This window comes from Sphingopyxis sp. USTB-05 (genome assembly GCF_023822045.1).
GTDB lineage: Bacteria > Pseudomonadota > Alphaproteobacteria > Sphingomonadales > Sphingomonadaceae > Sphingopyxis.
In genome coordinates this window covers 861,836-878,871 of record NZ_CP084712.1, presented here as the reverse complement: position 1 = coordinate 878,871, position 17,036 = coordinate 861,836, and the positions used below count along the sequence as shown (strand labels likewise).

Genomic DNA, 17,036 nt, shown 5'->3' with positions numbered 1-17,036 from the left:
GGCACAGCGGAGGCGGCGCTACGCGACATCGCACAGAGGATATCTGCGGGCGGCGCGGACAGGATGAGCAATGCCGACATCCTGATCTGGAACACGGCGGTCGTGGTTAGCTTCATGACCGGAGATCGCAGGATCGCGGTGCCACCCGACGCGAAGGTCCTGAACTGGGGCGCGGCTCGGGCCGGGTTTCGTGAGATGAGGCTGCCGGCTCTTGCCGAATTTGTCCGCCTGTTCGTCATCGAGATGGCCTATCGCGCCGATCTCGATGGGCGCGACCGCGAAGCGAATTCGGCTTCGCTTCTGAGGATCGCGGACCTGAAGCAAAGATTTCGTGCGGTCGAGGCCCAAGTCGACTTCGCTTATGAGTTCGACCGGATGATCGCGCGCCTTCATTGCCGGAGCGGTCGAGGAGCATCCACCACGTGGGACAAATAGCACCCTCGACGACGACATCTCGTCGCTTACCGACGATCACCGATTTTTTAGCAGGCGATCTTAAGCGTGCGGGAAGCGGGCCGCATAATGGATGGACAGGCCGCTAACGAGCCAATTGGAATCATGGCAAAAGTGCCGTTGTGCCATGGCTGCGCTTGGAAAGGGGTTCTCGTGCCACAAGGAGCGTGAACCGCGGGTTTGGGGCGGCGATTTCAGTCCGCTGCGACAGACTTCGAGGCGCGGCCGAGAAAAGGCCAAGCCCGCAGCCGCAGACTTGGCCTTCCCGATACCGGTCAGCGCGATGGCCCGGACTATCTTCAGTGCGCGAGCAAGGTAGCAAGGCGCCCCTGTGCACCGTGAATCTCGACCTCGCCTCCCCTTGATCGGCGACGCTGCCACCATTCGGAAATCAGTTCCGCACAGCTATGATCGACCGACCGAAGGCCTGCGAGGTTCATGCGAACGCGCTGATCGACCGGCAGCGCGTCGAGCGCCGAGGATAGTTTGGGCAACGAGACGAAACTCGCAACGCCGGCGAGCCGGAGTTCGTGACCATGGTCATGTTCCGTCTGATCGACGTCGAGTTTCAACCGCCGCATATTGGGGACGATCTCGATGAGCGACAGCGCCAGACCGACAAGGACGCCGGTCAAAAGGTCGGTCGCGACCACCATGACGAGCGTTGCCGCCCATATCACCGCCGGCAGCGGGCCGTGCGATTTCAGGAGGTGACGTACATGCCGCAGACTGACTAGTTTCCAGCCGGTGACGACAAGGATCCCGCCGAGCGCGGCCATCGGAATCTGGCGCAGCAGCCACGGCATCGCCGCGACCAGTGCAAGAATCCAGATCCCGTGCAGCACCGCTGACATACGCGTCACGGCCCCCGCCTGAACGTTCGCCGAACTGCGGACGATCACGCCGGTCATCGGCAATGCTCCGGCAGCACCGCAAAGGAGGTTGCCCACGCCCTGCGCACGCAATTCCTTGTTATAGTCGGTACGCACGCCGTCGTGCATCCGGTCGACCGCCGCAGCCGAAAGCAATGTTTCAGCGCTGGCGATGAACGCGATCGCGATCGCCGTCACCATCAATGTCGGGGTCAGCATCGCGCTGAGTCCCTCCATCGTCGGCGGCGTAATCGCCGCGGTGATCGATTCGGGTACATTAACGCGTGCTACGTCGAGCCCCGCGAACGAAGCGATCAGCGTGGCAAGAACGACGCCGATCAATGCGCCGGGCAGCAGGCGAAGCGCGGCGGGGCGCATCTTGTCCCACAAGAGGGTACAGCCGATTGCGACCATGCCGATAAACAGCGCCGGAACGGCCGGTCCGTCGAGCCCCAGCACGCGCCCGGGGATCGCCAGCAGGTTTTCGAGCCCGCTGGCAAGCGGCTGGGCATCGAACAGCACGTGGAACTGCCCAACGACGATCAGCACGCCGATGCCGGCCAGCATCCCATGGACGACGGCGGGCGAGATGGCGCGGAACCAGCCGCCTAGTTTCATCACGCCGGCCAGAAACTGAATAAGGCCAGCAACGACGAGGATCGGTCCCAGCGCCGCGAGACCGTGACGCTGGACAATCTCGAAAACGATGACCGCAAGGCCCGCTGCGGGGCCGCTGACCTGCAGCGGCGATCCCGCGAGCAGGCCAACGACGATCCCGCCGATAATGCCGGTGATGAGGCCCTTTTCGGGCGGCACACCCGACGCGATAGCGATGCCCATACAAAGCGGCATCGCGACCAGAAATACGACGACGGACGCGGTCAAATCCCGCGCCATCCAGTTCGAGGGCAAGGGCGAAGCGGTCATCGGGTTCACTCCGCAGCAACCAGCGGCAGCGTGTCGGCGGCGCGGCGCGGTCCGGCGGCGAGCGCTACCGGCAGGGGGCGATCGTCGCGCATCGGCACGAAGCGGCCCGTTTCGCCGTCCAGCCCAAGTACCGCACCGGCATGGATATCGACGAACCAGCCATGCAGCGAGATCTCGCCGCGCGCGATGCCCAACGCCACCGACGGGTGGGTGCGCAGATGCGCGATCTGGGCCACGATATTCTCCATCGCGACGATCCGGACGCGCTGATGGTCTTCAGCCTCCGGATACCCTTCCGCCGCGACGCGCTGGGCGGCATGCGAGTGACGCAACCAGGCAGCGACATTGGGCATGGTGTCCAGGCTTTCGGGATGCACCAGCGCTTTCATGGCGCCGCAATCCGAATGGCCGCAAACGATGATGTCGCGTACGCCGAGCGCGAGCACGGCATATTCCACCGTCGACGAAACGCCGCCATTTGCGGTCGCGAAGGGCGGCACGATATTGCCGGCATTACGGCACACGAACAGATCGCCGGGCTGCGCCTGAATGATATGTTCCGGCACGACGCGGGAATCGGCACAGGAAATCATCAAGGCCTTCGGGCTCTGCCCGTCGGTGGCGAGTTTTGCGTACAGATCGAGATTGCTGGGGAAAACCTGCTTTTCAAAATGGAAGACGCGTCCGATCAGCTCGTTCATTCCGATACTCCTTCGCTGGGGGGCGGCGGGACAAGGTCCCGACCGTTGGACGAAGGCAGATAAGCGGCGTCGATTGCTGCGGCGCAGCATCAATGTAAGGAATTATTGCTGGCGGGGCGCAGGCTTGGCTGATCTGGGATGAGGCAAGGCAATCTCGGCACGCAGGCCGCCTTCGGCCCGATTGGTCAGGGTGAGCGTGCCGGCCTCGCGCTCCACCATCCGCGAAACAATCGCGAGGCCCAGACCAAGCCCCTTGGTATTGCGGCTGCGCGCAGCGTCGAGCCGGACAAAAGGTTCCAGCACGTCCAAAAGCGATTCCTCGGGGATGCCGGGACCGTTGTCTTCGACGTGAAGAACGATCCTGTCCGGCTCGCTCGCCAGGCCCACCCGAACATCTTCGCCATAATGAATGGCATTCTCGATCAGGTTGGTGATCGCCCGCTTGAACCCATTGGGTCGGACCATCGCTATAAGGTGATCCGGTCCCTGATAGCTTATCCGGTGACCATGATCGGTCATGTCGTCCACCAGCGTCGCAACGAGAACGCCCAGATCGACCCGCATCGACGCGTCCGAATCCTCGTCACCGCCAAGATAGGCGAGGACCGAAGCAATCATCCCCTCCATTTCCGCAATATCGCGCTCGGAAGAGAGGCGCAGATCGGTGTCCTCCGATCCGTCGATACGAAGTTGGAGCCGCGCGAGCGGCGTACGCAAATCATGTCCGACGGCCGCGAGCGCCTGTGTGCGATCCGCGATCATACGGCTGATCTGATCCTGCATCTGGTTAAAGGCTCGGATCAAGTGACGAACCTCGTTCGTCCCTTCCTCGCGCACGACGATACGCTCGCCCTGCCCCATACTCTCTATCGCGTGACCCAGCGTCCTAAGCGGGCGCAGCGTTTGCCGAACGAGCAAACCGCCTAAAATGGCAAATGCGATGGCGGGTATCAGCGCCAGCATGATGCGGTTGAACTTCAAGCCCCAGCCGGTCTCGAGCCCGTACATCTTGAAATGAACCCAGCTGCCATCCGCCAGAATGATCTGGCCGGCCACCTTGTCGTTGCTGACGGGCGAGGCCAGTTGCAATTGCAAACCCGCACTCGCTAGTGCCGGCTCCCATTCCACCACTTGGTCACGCATCTGCCGTAACTCGGCGGAAAGCATGTGGCGATCGGGTGCCGATCGTTGCCACTCGACCTTATAACGATCGGTTGAAAGGTAACTCGCAATCGCCGGACGCTCGGTCGGTGGGCGCTCGTCGACAAGGCGCTGCACGATCACCAGATGCTCGGCCAGCCGCCGCGCCTCATCCTCCTTGATCGAAAACTCGCCGGCTCGTTCATACAGCAGGGTGCTGACGACAAACTCCAGCATCACCGTCAGCAGGATGATTCCGACGATGCGACCGATCAGTCCTGGCGATGGGCGCGCGACCATCAGATCCGGTTGACGCTGGCATTCAGCATATAGCCTACGCCGCGCACGGTGATGAACGGCGCCGGCCTCTCATCATCGGTCAGTTTGCGGCGCAGACGACTGACGAGCACGTCGATACTGCGGTCAGAGGAGTCGCCGATGCGGGCGCGTGACAATTCGATCAATCGCTCACGCGCGATCACGCGCAGCGGGTGACTGAGAAAGCTCGCGAGCAGGTCAAACTCCGCGCCGGTAAGAGGAATCATCGCGCCATCGCGCGAAAAAAGCTGACGGCGGGCGAAATCGACCGTCAAACCGTCGAACTCGGCCCGGTTGGACGGCACGGCACGGCGCTCTTCGGTCACTCCCCGGCGGAGCACGGCGCGGATGCGGGCGATGAGTTCGCGCGTTCCAAAGGGCTTGGCCAGATAGTCGTCCGCGCCGAGTTCAAGGCCGACGACGCGGTCGGTTTCGCTCGCCCGGGCGCTGATGAAGATGATCGGAACGCTGCTCCGCTGCCGGATCATTTTGCAAAGGTCGATGCCGCTCGTGCCAGGCAGCATGATGTCCAGCAGGATGAGGTCGATCGGACCAGCCTCGAACGTCGCCCACATCTCGGCGGCCGTTGCGGCGGGCCGAACGACATAGCCATTTTCCTGAAGCGCGCGGGCGGTCAAAGTCCTGAGCGGCGGATCGTCTTCCACCAGGAGGACGGTCGGAGCGGTCGTGGAGGATTGAGGAAGAAAGGAAGGAGTGAGCGAGGGAGAGCAAGAAAGCATGCGCGCCACGTAGGGGGCGATGCGTCAACGTCAATGTCGCCCCCGCAGCTTGTCCCAGAATGGCAACGCCTCATCGTCACAGAAACAAATCGTTACGAACGCTGATGCCAAGCGCCCGCGCTCTTGCCAGAAATATTTCGTAACATTTGCGACAAGCGGCTGCATGGTAGGAGCACTAGCTAAACGCGCATCCGCCCGGAACCGCGACCGTCGTTCCGTACCGGGCCGGCTGATGTCGAGGAGTATATTGGTGCGCCTTTCGCGTTTTTGTTCCGGTGTCGCCGCGATGCTGCTGGCTCCCTCCGCTGCTGCAAACGCCGCCCCGGTGCCGAGCCAACTCGCCAAAATGGACGCCGAAGGCTTCCGCTCTACCACGACGGTCGATGACGACGACCTCGAATTCTCGACCATCATATCCACCCGCGACAGCTTCCGTAAGGAACGCCGCGTCAACGGCTCGACCTGGGCCGACGGCCACGTCGAAGCTCACATCGACAAACGAACTGGCGATATCCGGTTCGAAGTTCATCAATCGCTGCGCTATCGGGGTTCGCAAAGGCAATATGATGTGGTCCATTTCGAGGATCGCGACGGCCGTCTCGTCGCACGCCCGCTCGACCGTGCCCTCCGCAGCGACGACACCATGTGCCCCAACAGCGACTTCACCGGCGACTGCGCACTTACGATGAAGCTAGTGTTCTCGGTCGACGAAGACCTTCTCAAGGCCATCACGGATCGCGGCGAAAGCTGGGACCTCAAGTTCAAGGGCCGGCCGGACGGTCAGGACGATCTGCGCATCAAGATCGTTGCGGCCGAAATCGAAGGCCTATTGCTCGCCGTTGAGGGTTATCGCGCGAACTCGTCGATGTCAGCCAGCAGCTGACACACAAGCGGGCTTCTCGCCCGAGCGACATCCCCCTGATTTGCAGGCTTGAGGCGGCGATTTGCGGCGATCAGGGAACAGAGCGACCTGCGGGAATTGTTGCGGGGATCGATCGAACGCCCGTTCGCTAGCCCTCATCTTCTTCAAAAAAAAAGCGCCCGCCAGAAGAACCGGCGGGCGCCAGATGAAGATTTCTGTCCTCTTGCGAGGAAGAGCTCTCCTGGGTCGCACGCCGCGATTAGCGGGACGTCTCGATTCTCGATTGTATGAAAGCGCCAAAACGTCAGCTTTGGTGCTCGATCAGTTTCAGTCCCAGCGTCGCCGCATTCGCCACCGCTTCTTCCCGGCTGCCCGCCCGCAGTTTGCGCATGATGTTCTTGAGATGCCACTTCACGGTTTCGGGCGCGAGGTGCAACGTCCGCGCGATCTCCTTGTTGGATTCGCCCGCATTGAGCGCGCTCAGAATCTCGATCTCACGCTCGGTAAGGAAAGAGAAGGCCTCGCCCGGGGCGGCGCTGTATCCGCCTTCGAGCGCGGGATTGCGGCGCGACGGTTCGGCCAGTTTCAGTAACCCGAGAAAGCAGTCGGACATGTAAGCTTCGCTGCAGAAATTCTGCACGGCGCGGACACCGGTGACGTCGAGCACATCGACGATCGTCCGCCGGAATCCGGAGCTTGCGGCGTGATTGAGGAAGCGCACGGTTTCGAGTTCGACCATCTTGTCGCAGCGGCCACTCAGTTGCGGTAGGATGTTGAACAGCGTCGCGGTGGCGCGCAGTTCGGCATCGTCGCCGTTCGACGCGAGCCGTAGCAGTCGCTCCGCGACCGAGGTCAACCGCGGACGGTCGCCGCTCGCAATCGCTTCATAAGCGCGCATCTCGGAGAGGATTGCAAAGGCGCGCGCCGACGCCGAGAGCGGGTCGAGCGCCGCCCCTTCCTCGTCGCCGATCGCAACGACCGCTTCGGCATCGATCGTTTGCGGCAGACGAAGCCGCGCTCGCTCAACAATACACAGCGCCTTGAGCGGTGCCCAGTCGCGCGCGAATGCGATCAGTTCGGCGCGGTCGATCAGCGAGGCGGCGGTATCGCCCCGCCCCGCTCCCGCCGCCACGCGAATGGCGACGAGAAAAGCATGGACAAGCGCGTCCTGAAAAGCGCTTCGTTCAAGGTGCGGCAACGCGCCGGCGGCCAGGTCCGCCGCAGCCTCGAAGGCGTCACGCTCGTAGCAGGAGCGTGCAAGCGCTGCGTCGATCAGCGCCGACGCCAGCCCGATATCGTGCAGCCGCGCTCTTGCTTCGCGTAGCAATCGTTCGGCCTCGCCAAGCTGCCCCTGAGCGCGCGAAACACCCGCTTTCGCAACTGCAGCGAGAGCTCCGGGCAGGTCAAGTGTCCGTCCAGCGCCGTGCAGCATCAGCGGCCGCACGGCATCGTGGACCAGTCCGAACAAGCCGCGCCGCAACGCGCCGAGCGCAAGCGTTGCACGGACGATGTTCACGGCAAAATCAGGCAAGCCGGTGGGGTCTGCCAGAATTCGGTCGCAGGCCTCGATCACCTCGTCGGGCCTATCTCCGCCATGCGCGCGGTGCAGCAGGTGGAGCACCCGCGCCTCTGCGGCGTCCATAGCGTCCTGCTTCGTAAGATCGCCGGCCTGCAGCACCGCCAGCCAGCTTGCAGCGCGCGCCAGCCCCGACGATCCCGCAATCATCTCGGGCGGCAAACGATCGATCCAGTCACGAACCCGGCCGATATCGCCCCGTTCGATCATCGGCATAGCGGCATCGGCAACGAGCGCCGCAGCTTGGGCCAGATCGGAGCAGGCGAACATCTGATCGATCGCTTCGCCGATCATCCCGCGGCTCGCGTAATGGCGTCCGGCGACACGGCACAACTGCGCCACTTCGTCGGTTCCGAAACGCTGCGCCATCGCGGCGCGCGCCGCCGAATGCAGGCGATAGCCTCCGTCCTCCAAGGGCTCCAGAAATACGCCTCGGCTACTCAGCTCGCTCAATGTCACCGCGCCGTCGCCACCCAGCAAGCGGCACAGATCGGCATCAAGGCGGGGCGCCACGGCACAACGTCGCAGCAATTGCGCCGCTGACGCGGGCAATGCGTCGACCGGCGGATCGACGAGCGGCATCAGACAGCGCGCGAGCGCGTCCCACTGCCTTTCCCGAACCATGGCCGCGAGCCGGTCGGGCTGCCGGGCCAGCAACCGCAGCGCGGCGGGCCAGCCCTCGATGAAGCGATTGAGCGCCGCGACCTCGCGCGCATCGAACGGCACGCCCGCCCGGTCGAGAAAGCCTTGTACATGGGCGTCGCACAGGCCGAGCTCGGCGCGACCTATAGCGAGGACCACGCCCCGCGCCGGGGCATCGCCCAGCGCGATGCCGTGCTGTGCCCGGCTCGCCAGAAGCAGCCGCAAATGCGCAGGTGGATGTCGCATCAAGCATTCGACGATAGCATGCGCGCGTGCGTCTATGAGCCGATCGGCATTGTCGAGGACAAGCAGAAACGGCCGGTCGCTCGCGTCGATCCGCATGGCGAGAGCGTCGGCAATTTCCATGGCGGTCGCCGTTTCATCGTGCGCATAGGCAAAAGCCCCGCACAGCAGCCCCGCGGCATCCGCATGGCCGTCGGCATCGATCGTCAACCAGGCCGTACGCCAGCCAGCGGCCTGCGCCTCGGCGAAAAGCGCCGCAGACCAGGCGCTCTTGCCATAGCCCGCAGGGGCCTGCACCGCGCAGGCCTCATGCTCCGCCAGTCGATCGAGCCAGCGTCGCTGCCCGTCGAGGCCGGCCAGGTCGGCCGGAAAGCGCGGCGGCACGAACTGGCGGCCGGGCGGCGGCATGATGCCGTCGCTCGGCACCGCGCGCAAAAGGGCTGTGGGCTCTGTCCTCGATCCCGGCTGGACGGTCATTCGCTGTCCTCCGAATTGTTGCGCCAAGGCTAGTGCCTTGAACTTCCGGGGGCAAGCAGAGCTGCGCATCCCCCCCATCGCTCCCCCCGCCGCCTTGCCTGTCGCCGAACGGACGCGCGCCATAGCGTCCGTTGACGAAGACGCCGCACAGAACGGGGTCGAACGACGGGAGAGAAAGCGTGACCAACAAGGCTTTTCTGGCGACTTGCCTGTCCACCACCATGTTGATCGGATGGCCCGCTGCCGCGTCGGCGCAGGAAGCGCCGCCCGCAGACGGCGGAACCTCTGACAGCGGCGGGATCGCCGAAATCGTCGTAACTGCACAGAAACGAGCGCAGAATCTTCAGGACGTTCCCGCCGCGGTCTCGGCCATCGGCGGCGATGCTTTGGAGGCACGCGGGATCAACGAGACCTCCGACCTGATGGGCGCGGTACCGAGCCTGCAAATCTCGACACCCTATGGCAAGACGCAGCCGAACTTCTCGCTGCGCGGAATTTCGGTCGCCAATGAGTTTTCGGCGTCCACGGCGTCCCCGGTCGGCGTCTATGTCGACGAAGTCTATCAGAGCTTCCGCGCCAGCCATGGTGGGCAGCTCTACGACATCGACCGCGTCGAGGTGCTGCGCGGACCGCAGGGCACGCTCTACGGCCGCAACACGACCGGCGGCGCGATCAGCTTCTTTACCAAAAGGCCGGGACTGTCGGGCGACGAAGGCTATTTCACGCTCGGCTATGCCAATTATAACACCAAGACGATCGAAGGCGGCTTCGACAAGACGCTTATCCCCGACGTGTTGGGTGTGCGCGTGGCCGGAACCGTCGCGAAGGGCGGTGGCTGGCAATATAATCCGGCGCAGGATCGAAAAGTCGCTACCACCGATTCGATCGCGGGCCGCATTTCGCTGCGCTGGAAGCCCAGCGACACGCTCGACATCAACCTCAAGGCCTATGCCGCCAAGGACGATCCGTGGACGGCCAACGCCTATTCGCTCGGCCAGTTCGCGAATGGCGAAGATATTGTGGGCTATTCGCGCTTCAATCCGGCCCAGAACGGTGGCCGCGCGCTAGGGAAGAATGAGGTATCCGCCGATCAGGGCGGCAAGTCGCTCTCCTCATCCAGAGGTGTCGCGCTCAACATCGCGATGGAACTCAACGACTATTTCACGCTGACCTCGATCACCGGATATGACACCGGCAAATACAGCATTTCCCCCAATGATTGCGACGGTTCGCCGCTGGACGTGTGCTCGATCCGATTCAATAGCACGAGCAAGAATTTCAACCAAGATCTGCGCTTGAACTATTCCGACGACAGCATCGATTTCGTCGGGGGGCTCTATTATGGTCGGGACACCATCAAGACCCGGAATCAACCAGACTTCTTTGGGGCGCTCCGGCCGATGCTGCTGGGGCTCGGCGTTCCGGGCGGTTACAATAATGCCGCTATCGGCACCCCAGACTCCATCCGCACCTTGCCTGCCTTCGCGCTCGACCCGACGCTCACCCCGACGTCGCCGGGCTTCTGCGCCCCGGTCGTCGTCAACCCGAACGGCTTTTTTGATGCCCGCACGCTGGTCGCGTACCAGACCGACGCCGCGATCAACAACACGGGCAATTTTCCGGCGGGCGGCGCCTATTATCAAGGATGTCTGGCCGCAGGCGCCGGACCCTTTGGCCCGATCCTGGGCGAACAGAATTTCGACGTCCGCCGCCCATCCAAGGCCATCTATGGTGACCTGACCTGGAAGGCGACCGACAGACTGACCGTCGCCGTCGGTCTCCGCTACACGATGGACAAGGTCCAGTTCCGCAACGGCAGCACATTCATCTATGCGCTCGACGGGGTAACGCCAGCCACCAATCTGATCCCCTATTCGGCCACCTACAACCCCAATTTGCCGAAGATGAACATGCAGGAAAAGGCGAACCGCCTGACCGGTCGCGCGAACATCAGCTATGAGTTCGCCGACGATATCATGGGCTATCTGCAATATAGCCGCGGCTATCGCAGCGGCAGTTACAACGGCCTCGCCTATCAGGGAACCAATCAGGTCTATTATATCAAGCCCGAAAAGGTGAACGCCTATGAAGGCGGCATCAAAACCCAGTTCCTCGATCGCCGCGTCCAGCTCAACCTCGCCGGTTTCTATTATGATTATTCGAACCAGCAGACGACGCAGGTCGTCGGCGCGACGACGTTTACGCGCAGCGCCAACGGCCGCGTCTGGGGCGGCGAGGCCGAGCTGACCGTCGTTCCGATGGATGGGCTGCAGCTCAATGCGGCCTTCGGCTATCTCAACAGCAAATATAAGGGCAATGTCGTCGACCCGAACGATCCGGCGACCCAATTCACGCGCAACGTGAACGGCAACCCGTTCCCCAACGCGCCAAAGGTCACCTTCAACGCCGGGTTCGACTGGGATATTTTCGAGCAAAGCGACAGCAAGCTGACCCTGCGCGGCGACGCGAGCTATATGGGCAAATATTATTTCGACGCCTTTGGCGATTACGGGCTCGATCCCTGCGATCGCCCCGGAGCGCCAGGGGCCGTTCGCCCCGCGGGCGTCGCCTTTACCTGCGGCAATCCGGGATATTGGCTGGTCAACAGTCGGCTGACCTATCAGGCGAACGCAAATCTGTCGGTCAGCGCGTGGGTCAAGAATCTGACCAACAAATATTATTACACCTACGGCCTCAATATCGATGTCTTCGGGCTCGATTATCTGAACCGCGGGACACCGCGCACTTACGGCGTCGAGGCGACGTTCAAGTTCTGATCGCCGACGCCAGGGGACCGGCGGGCGCCCCCTCCCTCAGCCCGCCGTCCCCGATTTGTTGCTGACCCCATAATTTTGGAGCATGTCATGATGCGTTTTACCGGTAAGAGCGTGCTGATCACCGGCGCCGCGCGCGGGATCGGACTGGCAGCCGCGCAGGAGTTCGCTCGCGAAGGCGCGTCTGTAACGATCACCGATATCGATGGCGACGAAGCCGAAGCGGCGGCGACCGCGATCCGCGCCGACGGTCACAAGGCCGAAGCCCGAAAGCAGGATGTCGCCGACGAGACAGGGTGGGCCGCACTGGTCGCGGACGTCATCGCACGCGAGGGCAAGCTCGATATCCTTGTGAACAACGCTGGAATGGGCTTCCTGAAATCGGTCGTCGATACCGATCTCGCCGAATGGCAGCGGCTGATGGCCGTCAATCTGGAGAGTGTCTTCCTCGGCGTTCGCGCCGGCATCGAGGCGATGAAGGATAAGGGCGGCGTGATCGTCAACGTCGCCTCGATCGCCGCGAACGTCGCCGAGCCGCTCTTCCCCGCTTACAACGCCAGCAAGGCCGGCGTCGCGATGCTGACCAAGGCGGTCGCGGTCGATTGCGCGCGCAAGGGCTGGCCGGTGCGGATCAATTCGCTCCACCCCGGCTATTGCGAGACCAAGCTGGTTGCCGACGCGGTCGGCGCGCTCGGCGACGAAGCGGCGGGCTTCGCCGCCGCAACAGCCGCCGCGATCCCGCTCGGCCGCATGGCGACCACGCGCGAGATTGCGCGCCCGCTGCTTTTCCTCGCCAGCGACGACGCCGCCTACATGTGTGGCAGCGAACTGATCGTCGACGGCGGCTACACGGCCGTTTGAGGGCCAATCATTCAGAGGGAATTTGGGAAATGAGCAAGAAACCGGTCATCGTCTATGGCGCCTCGGGCTACACCGGCCGCCTCGTCTGCGAATATCTACGCGAACTCGGCATCCCTTTCATCGCCGCCGGGCGCGATAAGAAACGCGTGCAGGAGGTGATGGACAAGGTCCCCGGCATCGAGACCGCCGATTATGAGGTCGTCGAGGTCGAGCATAGCGTCGCGGCACTGACCAAGCTGTTCAAGGGCGCAAAGGTCGTGTGCAACATGGTCGGGCCCTTCATCAAATATGGTCCCGAGACGGTCGAGGCCTGCCTTGCCGCCGGCGTCCATTATCTCGACACCACCGGCGAGCAGGACTGGATGCTGCTGGCACAGGAAAAATGGGGCGACGCCTTTGCGAAGAAGGGATTGCTCCTCTCTCCCTGCGTTGCGCAAATGTACACGACCGGCGAGATTGCGGCGAATATCGCACTCGAACAGGCGCCCGGGCTCGATACGCTCGACATGCTCGTGCTGTGGAAGGGCTTCCCGACCTATGCCTCGGTCCAGACGATCTTCACGATCCTGAAGGCCGACTGGTATTATCTCGAGAACAACCAATATGTCCAATGGCCGACGCTGACCGCGACCGAATGCCATGTGCCGGGCCAGCACGCCACCGCGCTGACCCTGCCGTGGGGCGGTACCTCGCACCCGATCTGGTTCAAGCAGGATCCGCGCGTTTCGACCGTGAAGGTCTATGGCGGCGTCTTTGCGCGCGAGGTCATGGACAATGTCGTCGCGATGACCAAGATGATCGATACCGACATCAAGCCACTCCCCTTCAAGGAACAGGAAGCGGCGCTCGCGAAGATGGCGGAATCGGTGCAGGGCGACATGCCGCCGCGCGAAAATCCGCGGCTCAACACCAGCATCGATTCGGTCCACGCCTCCGGCCCGCTCGGCCGCGCGCATGTGCTGATCCACGGCAATAGCAATTACAAGCAGACGGGATTGATGCAGGCCTGGTGCGCGATGAACCTGCTCCAGCAGCCGCCACGCCGCGTCGGTTTCGCATCGGCGTGTCAGGCGTTCGGTCACCATGAAATCCTCGGCGTGCTGCGCCAGTTCGGACTGGTGCTCAAGCCGATCGTCACGGTCGACGATTGAGGGAGAGCGTGGCGATGCGGCTGGTTGACTGGCTCGACAAGGGGGCGTCGCTGGGTCCCGATGCCCCCTGCCTGACGATGGACGGCGAAAGCCTGTCCTATGGGCAGGTGCAAGCTCTGACCCACCGCGTCGCGCGCGGATTGCACGCGGCGGGCATCGTGCCCGGCAAGCATGTTGCGATCCTGTCGGGCAACGACCCCGTCGCCTTTGCCTGCGTCTTCGCGATTTCGCGCGCCGCCGCGGTGTGGTGCCCGATCAACCCGCGCAACGAAGCGGCCGAAAACGCCTTCGTGCTCGACAATTTCGACTGCGCGGCGCTGTTCTTTCATTCGAAGTTCGCCGACCTCGTCGATGTGCTGCGAAGGGAGCTGCCGAAACTCGAATTGCTCGTCTGCCTCGACGCCGAACAGCCCTTCGCACCATCGCTCGACCAGTGGCTGGCGGGCGTCGCCGACGTCCCATTCACGGCAGCGCCCGTCAGCGACCTTGCGATGCTTCCCGGCACCGGCGGCACGACCGGGCATCCCAAGGGCGTGATGCTCACCAATCGCAATCTCGAGGCGATGACCGCACTGACGTTGATGGGCTATCCGTTCGAGGGCCGGCCCGTTTATCTGGCGATGGCGCCGCTCACCCATGCGGCCGGGGTGCTCGCTTTCCCGATCATGGCGCATGGCGGCGAGATCGTGATCATGCCATACCCCGATATCGGCGAATTTCTGGCGCTGGCGTCAAGGCACCGCGCGACGCACAGCTTTCTGCCGCCGACGCTCATCTACATGCTGCTCGACCATCCCGCGCTGCCCGCTACCGACCTCTCGGCGATGCAGTGCTTCTGGTACGGCGCCGCTCCGATATCGCCCGCGCGGCTGGAGGAAGCGATCGACAAGCTTGGCCCGGTGATGGCGCAGCTCTTCGGTCAGACCGAAGCCCCGATGATGATTTCGATGATGGCGCCGAAGGATCACCTGAACCCCGACGGATCCGTCGCGCGCCATCGCCTGTCGTCGGCGGGCAAGCCCGGGCCGCTCGTCCGCGTCGCGATCGTCGATGCAGGCGGCAGCGAATTGCCGCAGGGCGAGCGCGGCGAGATCGTCGTCAAGGGCAGCCTGGTGATGGACGGCTATTACCGGAACCCGGAGGCCACCGCAGAGGCGACGCTGAACGGCTGGCACCGCACCGGCGACATCGGCTACCTCGACCCCAACAATTTCCTCTATATCGTCGACCGCGCCAAGGACATGATCATCACCGGCGGCTTCAACGTCTATTCGGCCGAGGTCGAGGCAGCGCTGCTGTCGCATCCGGCGGTTCAGGACGGCGCGGTGTTCGGCCTGCCCGACGACAAATGGGGCGAGCGCGTGTGCGCAGTCGTCCAGCTCCGCACAGGACAAAGCGCTGGTGCGGACGAGATCATCGCGCATGTCAAAACGGCAATCGGCAGCGTCAAGGCGCCGAAGGAACTAGAAATCTGGCCCGACCTGCCGCGATCGAAAGTAGGCAAGGTCCTGAAACGTGAAATTCGGGCGCAGATATTGGGCGATGAAGTCTGATCGATAGGTAGCGGTCGGCCGTTTCAGATGGGCAAGGCGCGATTATATAGATCCACCGGTCCCGGATATTCCCTTCCGTCGTCTCTTCCGACCTCTCGGGCAATTAGCGCATTGACCATGGCATTCAGGCGCAACAGGTTGCGCCGTTGATCCGGACGCGACGCAAGATTGATCAATTCGTTCGGGTCGGCCTGCGTATCATATAGTTCCAGGTCGTTGTTCCCCGACAATTCCTTCCAGTTTCGCGGGTGCTGATGATGCTCGGGCGCAAAATAGCGCGCGAACTTCCAGCGGCCGTCGTGGACGCCGCGGTGCAAACGTCGGCGTGACAGGTCGAAACGGTCAGTGAATGGAGCGGTCGCAGGTTGGCCTGCCTTTGGGGCCCAGCCATAGGCAACCGCATAGTTGAACAGATGTCCCCGGATGTCGCGCTCCGTCCGCGCCTCGGGATCGGCGAGCAGCGGCGTCGCATCGACGCCCGGCAGATCCGGATAATGTTCTTTCCGCCAGCCCGCATCCTTGCCGCCGAGCGCGAGCAGCGTCGGCGCGATATCGATCGCACTCATCAGGCGGCGGGAACGGCGGCCTCCTGGAACGTCGGGGTGGACGATGATCATCGGCACGTTGGTCTCTTCGCGGTAGATGGTGCCGCCCTTTTGCCGCATCCCGTGCGCCCCGGCACGCTCGCCATGGTCGGAGGTGTAGACGATGACCGTGTTCTCAAGCTGGCCGCTCGTCTCGAGCGCCCACAAAAGCTGACCGATCCGGCGGTCGACGTCGCGGATGCAGTTGTAATAATAGTTACGGAAGCGGCGCCATGATGCCTCGTCGTCAATATCCATCGTTCCATAGGTGCGAACATTCGACGCTGCGATAGCCCGGTGCGCCTCGGGCTTTCCGCTCAGATCGTCGCGGTAGAAGCTCGCGGGAAGTTCGAAGCCATTGTCTTCGGCATAGAGCGGGTCGCCCGGTTCGCGGCGAAGTGGGCCCAGAAGATAGGGGTGCGCGCGCGTCTCAGTCTGTTTTCCAGTCGCGTCATAGAACATGATGTCATGCGGATTGAGCAGACCGACCACCATGAACCACGGCTTGCCCCCGGCTTTGCCCTGCCCCTTGAAGTCGAGGATGCTGCGCGAAGCGTCCGCCGCGATATATTGGTCGTGCCGGTATCCGTCCCAGGTCAGACCGACCGCCTCTCCGTCGAAACCGTAATCGTCGAAACCATATTCCTCCATGGCCTTCTCGGTGGCGGGATAGATCATGCCCGACACCTGATTCCAGTTCCGCTTTTCGTTGATGGGCGAGAGGTGCCACTTGCCCTTGTAACTGGTGTAATATCCCGCGGCGCGCATCATATGGCCAAGCGTCGGCAGGTCGGTAGGCAGCACGGGATCGTCGGCGCCGCTCGAATTCAGATAGATTCCGGTGCGCTGTGTGTGATGCCCGGTGAAGATCGTGGAGCGCGACGGGCTGCACGGCGTCGTCTGGACATGATAATTTTCGACGAGCAGCCCGCGCGCCATGAGTTCGCGGTGCCCTGGCAATTTTTCCAGCAATCCGGGCGGAAAGCTAGCGATGCTCTGCTCCTGATCGGTGACGATCATCAGGACGTTGAGCCTGCGTCCGTCCGCCCCGCGCGCGCTCGCCCGCGCGCCTGACGCCGCGAGTGCCCCGACCCCGCCCATGCCGCCAACAAATGTGCGGCGATCAACAGTCCAGACCATCTCGCGACCTTTCCATGTCAAA

12 protein-coding genes are annotated in these 17,036 nt (G+C 63.1%); 6 read left to right on the top strand and 6 right to left on the bottom strand.

From position 1 onward, the window contains the following. Window positions 1-63 precede the first annotated feature (63 nt). A complete protein-coding gene (locus KEC45_RS03785) occupies window positions 64-435 on the top strand; it encodes a hypothetical protein (protein WP_062182915.1) in 372 nt (123 codons plus the stop codon). Between the two features lie 317 nt (window positions 436-752). Here the strand turns inward: KEC45_RS03785 and KEC45_RS03780 are convergent, their stop codons facing one another. The 4 genes from KEC45_RS03780 to KEC45_RS03765 form a co-directional block, all read right to left on the bottom strand. Beyond that, a complete protein-coding gene (locus tag KEC45_RS03780; RefSeq protein ID WP_062182918.1) occupies window positions 753-2,252 on the bottom strand; it encodes a SulP family inorganic anion transporter in 1,500 nt (499 codons plus the stop codon). Between the two features lie 5 nt (window positions 2,253-2,257). Continuing rightward, window positions 2,258-2,953, bottom strand: coding sequence for a carbonic anhydrase (locus KEC45_RS03775; RefSeq protein ID WP_062182921.1), 696 nt, complete (start codon window positions 2,951-2,953; stop codon window positions 2,258-2,260). Between the two features lie 102 nt (window positions 2,954-3,055). Next, complete coding sequence (locus KEC45_RS03770) at window positions 3,056-4,393, bottom strand: ATP-binding protein (protein WP_062182924.1); 1,338 nt, start codon at window positions 4,391-4,393, stop codon at window positions 3,056-3,058. After that, window positions 4,393-5,151: a response regulator transcription factor gene (locus KEC45_RS03765; protein ID WP_062182927.1), complete on the bottom strand. Its 759-nt coding sequence runs from the start codon at window positions 5,149-5,151 to the stop codon at window positions 4,393-4,395. The genes KEC45_RS03770 and KEC45_RS03765 overlap by 1 nt, the downstream gene beginning before the upstream one ends. 19 nt (window positions 5,152-5,170) lie before the next feature. Between KEC45_RS03765 and KEC45_RS03760 the strand changes: the two genes are divergently transcribed. Then, window positions 5,171-6,034, top strand: coding sequence for a hypothetical protein (locus KEC45_RS03760; protein WP_252171498.1), 864 nt, complete (start codon window positions 5,171-5,173; stop codon window positions 6,032-6,034). A 283-nt stretch (window positions 6,035-6,317) separates the two neighbouring features. Here the strand turns inward: KEC45_RS03760 and KEC45_RS03755 are convergent, their stop codons facing one another. After that, the gene (locus tag KEC45_RS03755) at window positions 6,318-8,951 is read right to left on the bottom strand and encodes a LuxR C-terminal-related transcriptional regulator (RefSeq protein ID WP_252171497.1); all 2,634 of its coding nucleotides are present in this window, start codon (window positions 8,949-8,951) and stop codon (window positions 6,318-6,320) included. Between the two features lie 179 nt (window positions 8,952-9,130). On the opposite strand from KEC45_RS03755, the gene KEC45_RS03750 reads away from it, so the two are divergent. The 4 genes from KEC45_RS03750 to KEC45_RS03735 all read left to right on the top strand — a co-directional run bounded on the left by KEC45_RS03750 (window position 9,131) and on the right by KEC45_RS03735 (window position 15,290). Next, window positions 9,131-11,728, top strand: coding sequence for a TonB-dependent receptor (locus KEC45_RS03750; protein ID WP_238586704.1), 2,598 nt, complete (start codon window positions 9,131-9,133; stop codon window positions 11,726-11,728). Between the two features lie 87 nt (window positions 11,729-11,815). After that, the gene (locus KEC45_RS03745; protein ID WP_062182936.1) at window positions 11,816-12,586 is read left to right on the top strand and encodes a glucose 1-dehydrogenase; all 771 of its coding nucleotides are present in this window, start codon (window positions 11,816-11,818) and stop codon (window positions 12,584-12,586) included. Window positions 12,587-12,615: 29 nt separating this feature from the next. Further along, the gene (locus KEC45_RS03740; protein WP_062182938.1) at window positions 12,616-13,737 is read left to right on the top strand and encodes a DUF5938 domain-containing protein; all 1,122 of its coding nucleotides are present in this window, start codon (window positions 12,616-12,618) and stop codon (window positions 13,735-13,737) included. Between the two features lie 14 nt (window positions 13,738-13,751). Beyond that, window positions 13,752-15,290, top strand: coding sequence for an AMP-binding protein (locus KEC45_RS03735; RefSeq protein ID WP_062182941.1), 1,539 nt, complete (start codon window positions 13,752-13,754; stop codon window positions 15,288-15,290). Between the two features lie 23 nt (window positions 15,291-15,313). On the opposite strand, the gene KEC45_RS03730 is transcribed toward KEC45_RS03735, so the two are convergent. Beyond that, window positions 15,314-17,014: a sulfatase-like hydrolase/transferase gene (locus tag KEC45_RS03730; RefSeq protein ID WP_062182944.1), complete on the bottom strand. Its 1,701-nt coding sequence runs from the start codon at window positions 17,012-17,014 to the stop codon at window positions 15,314-15,316. Window positions 17,015-17,036 lie beyond the last annotated feature (22 nt).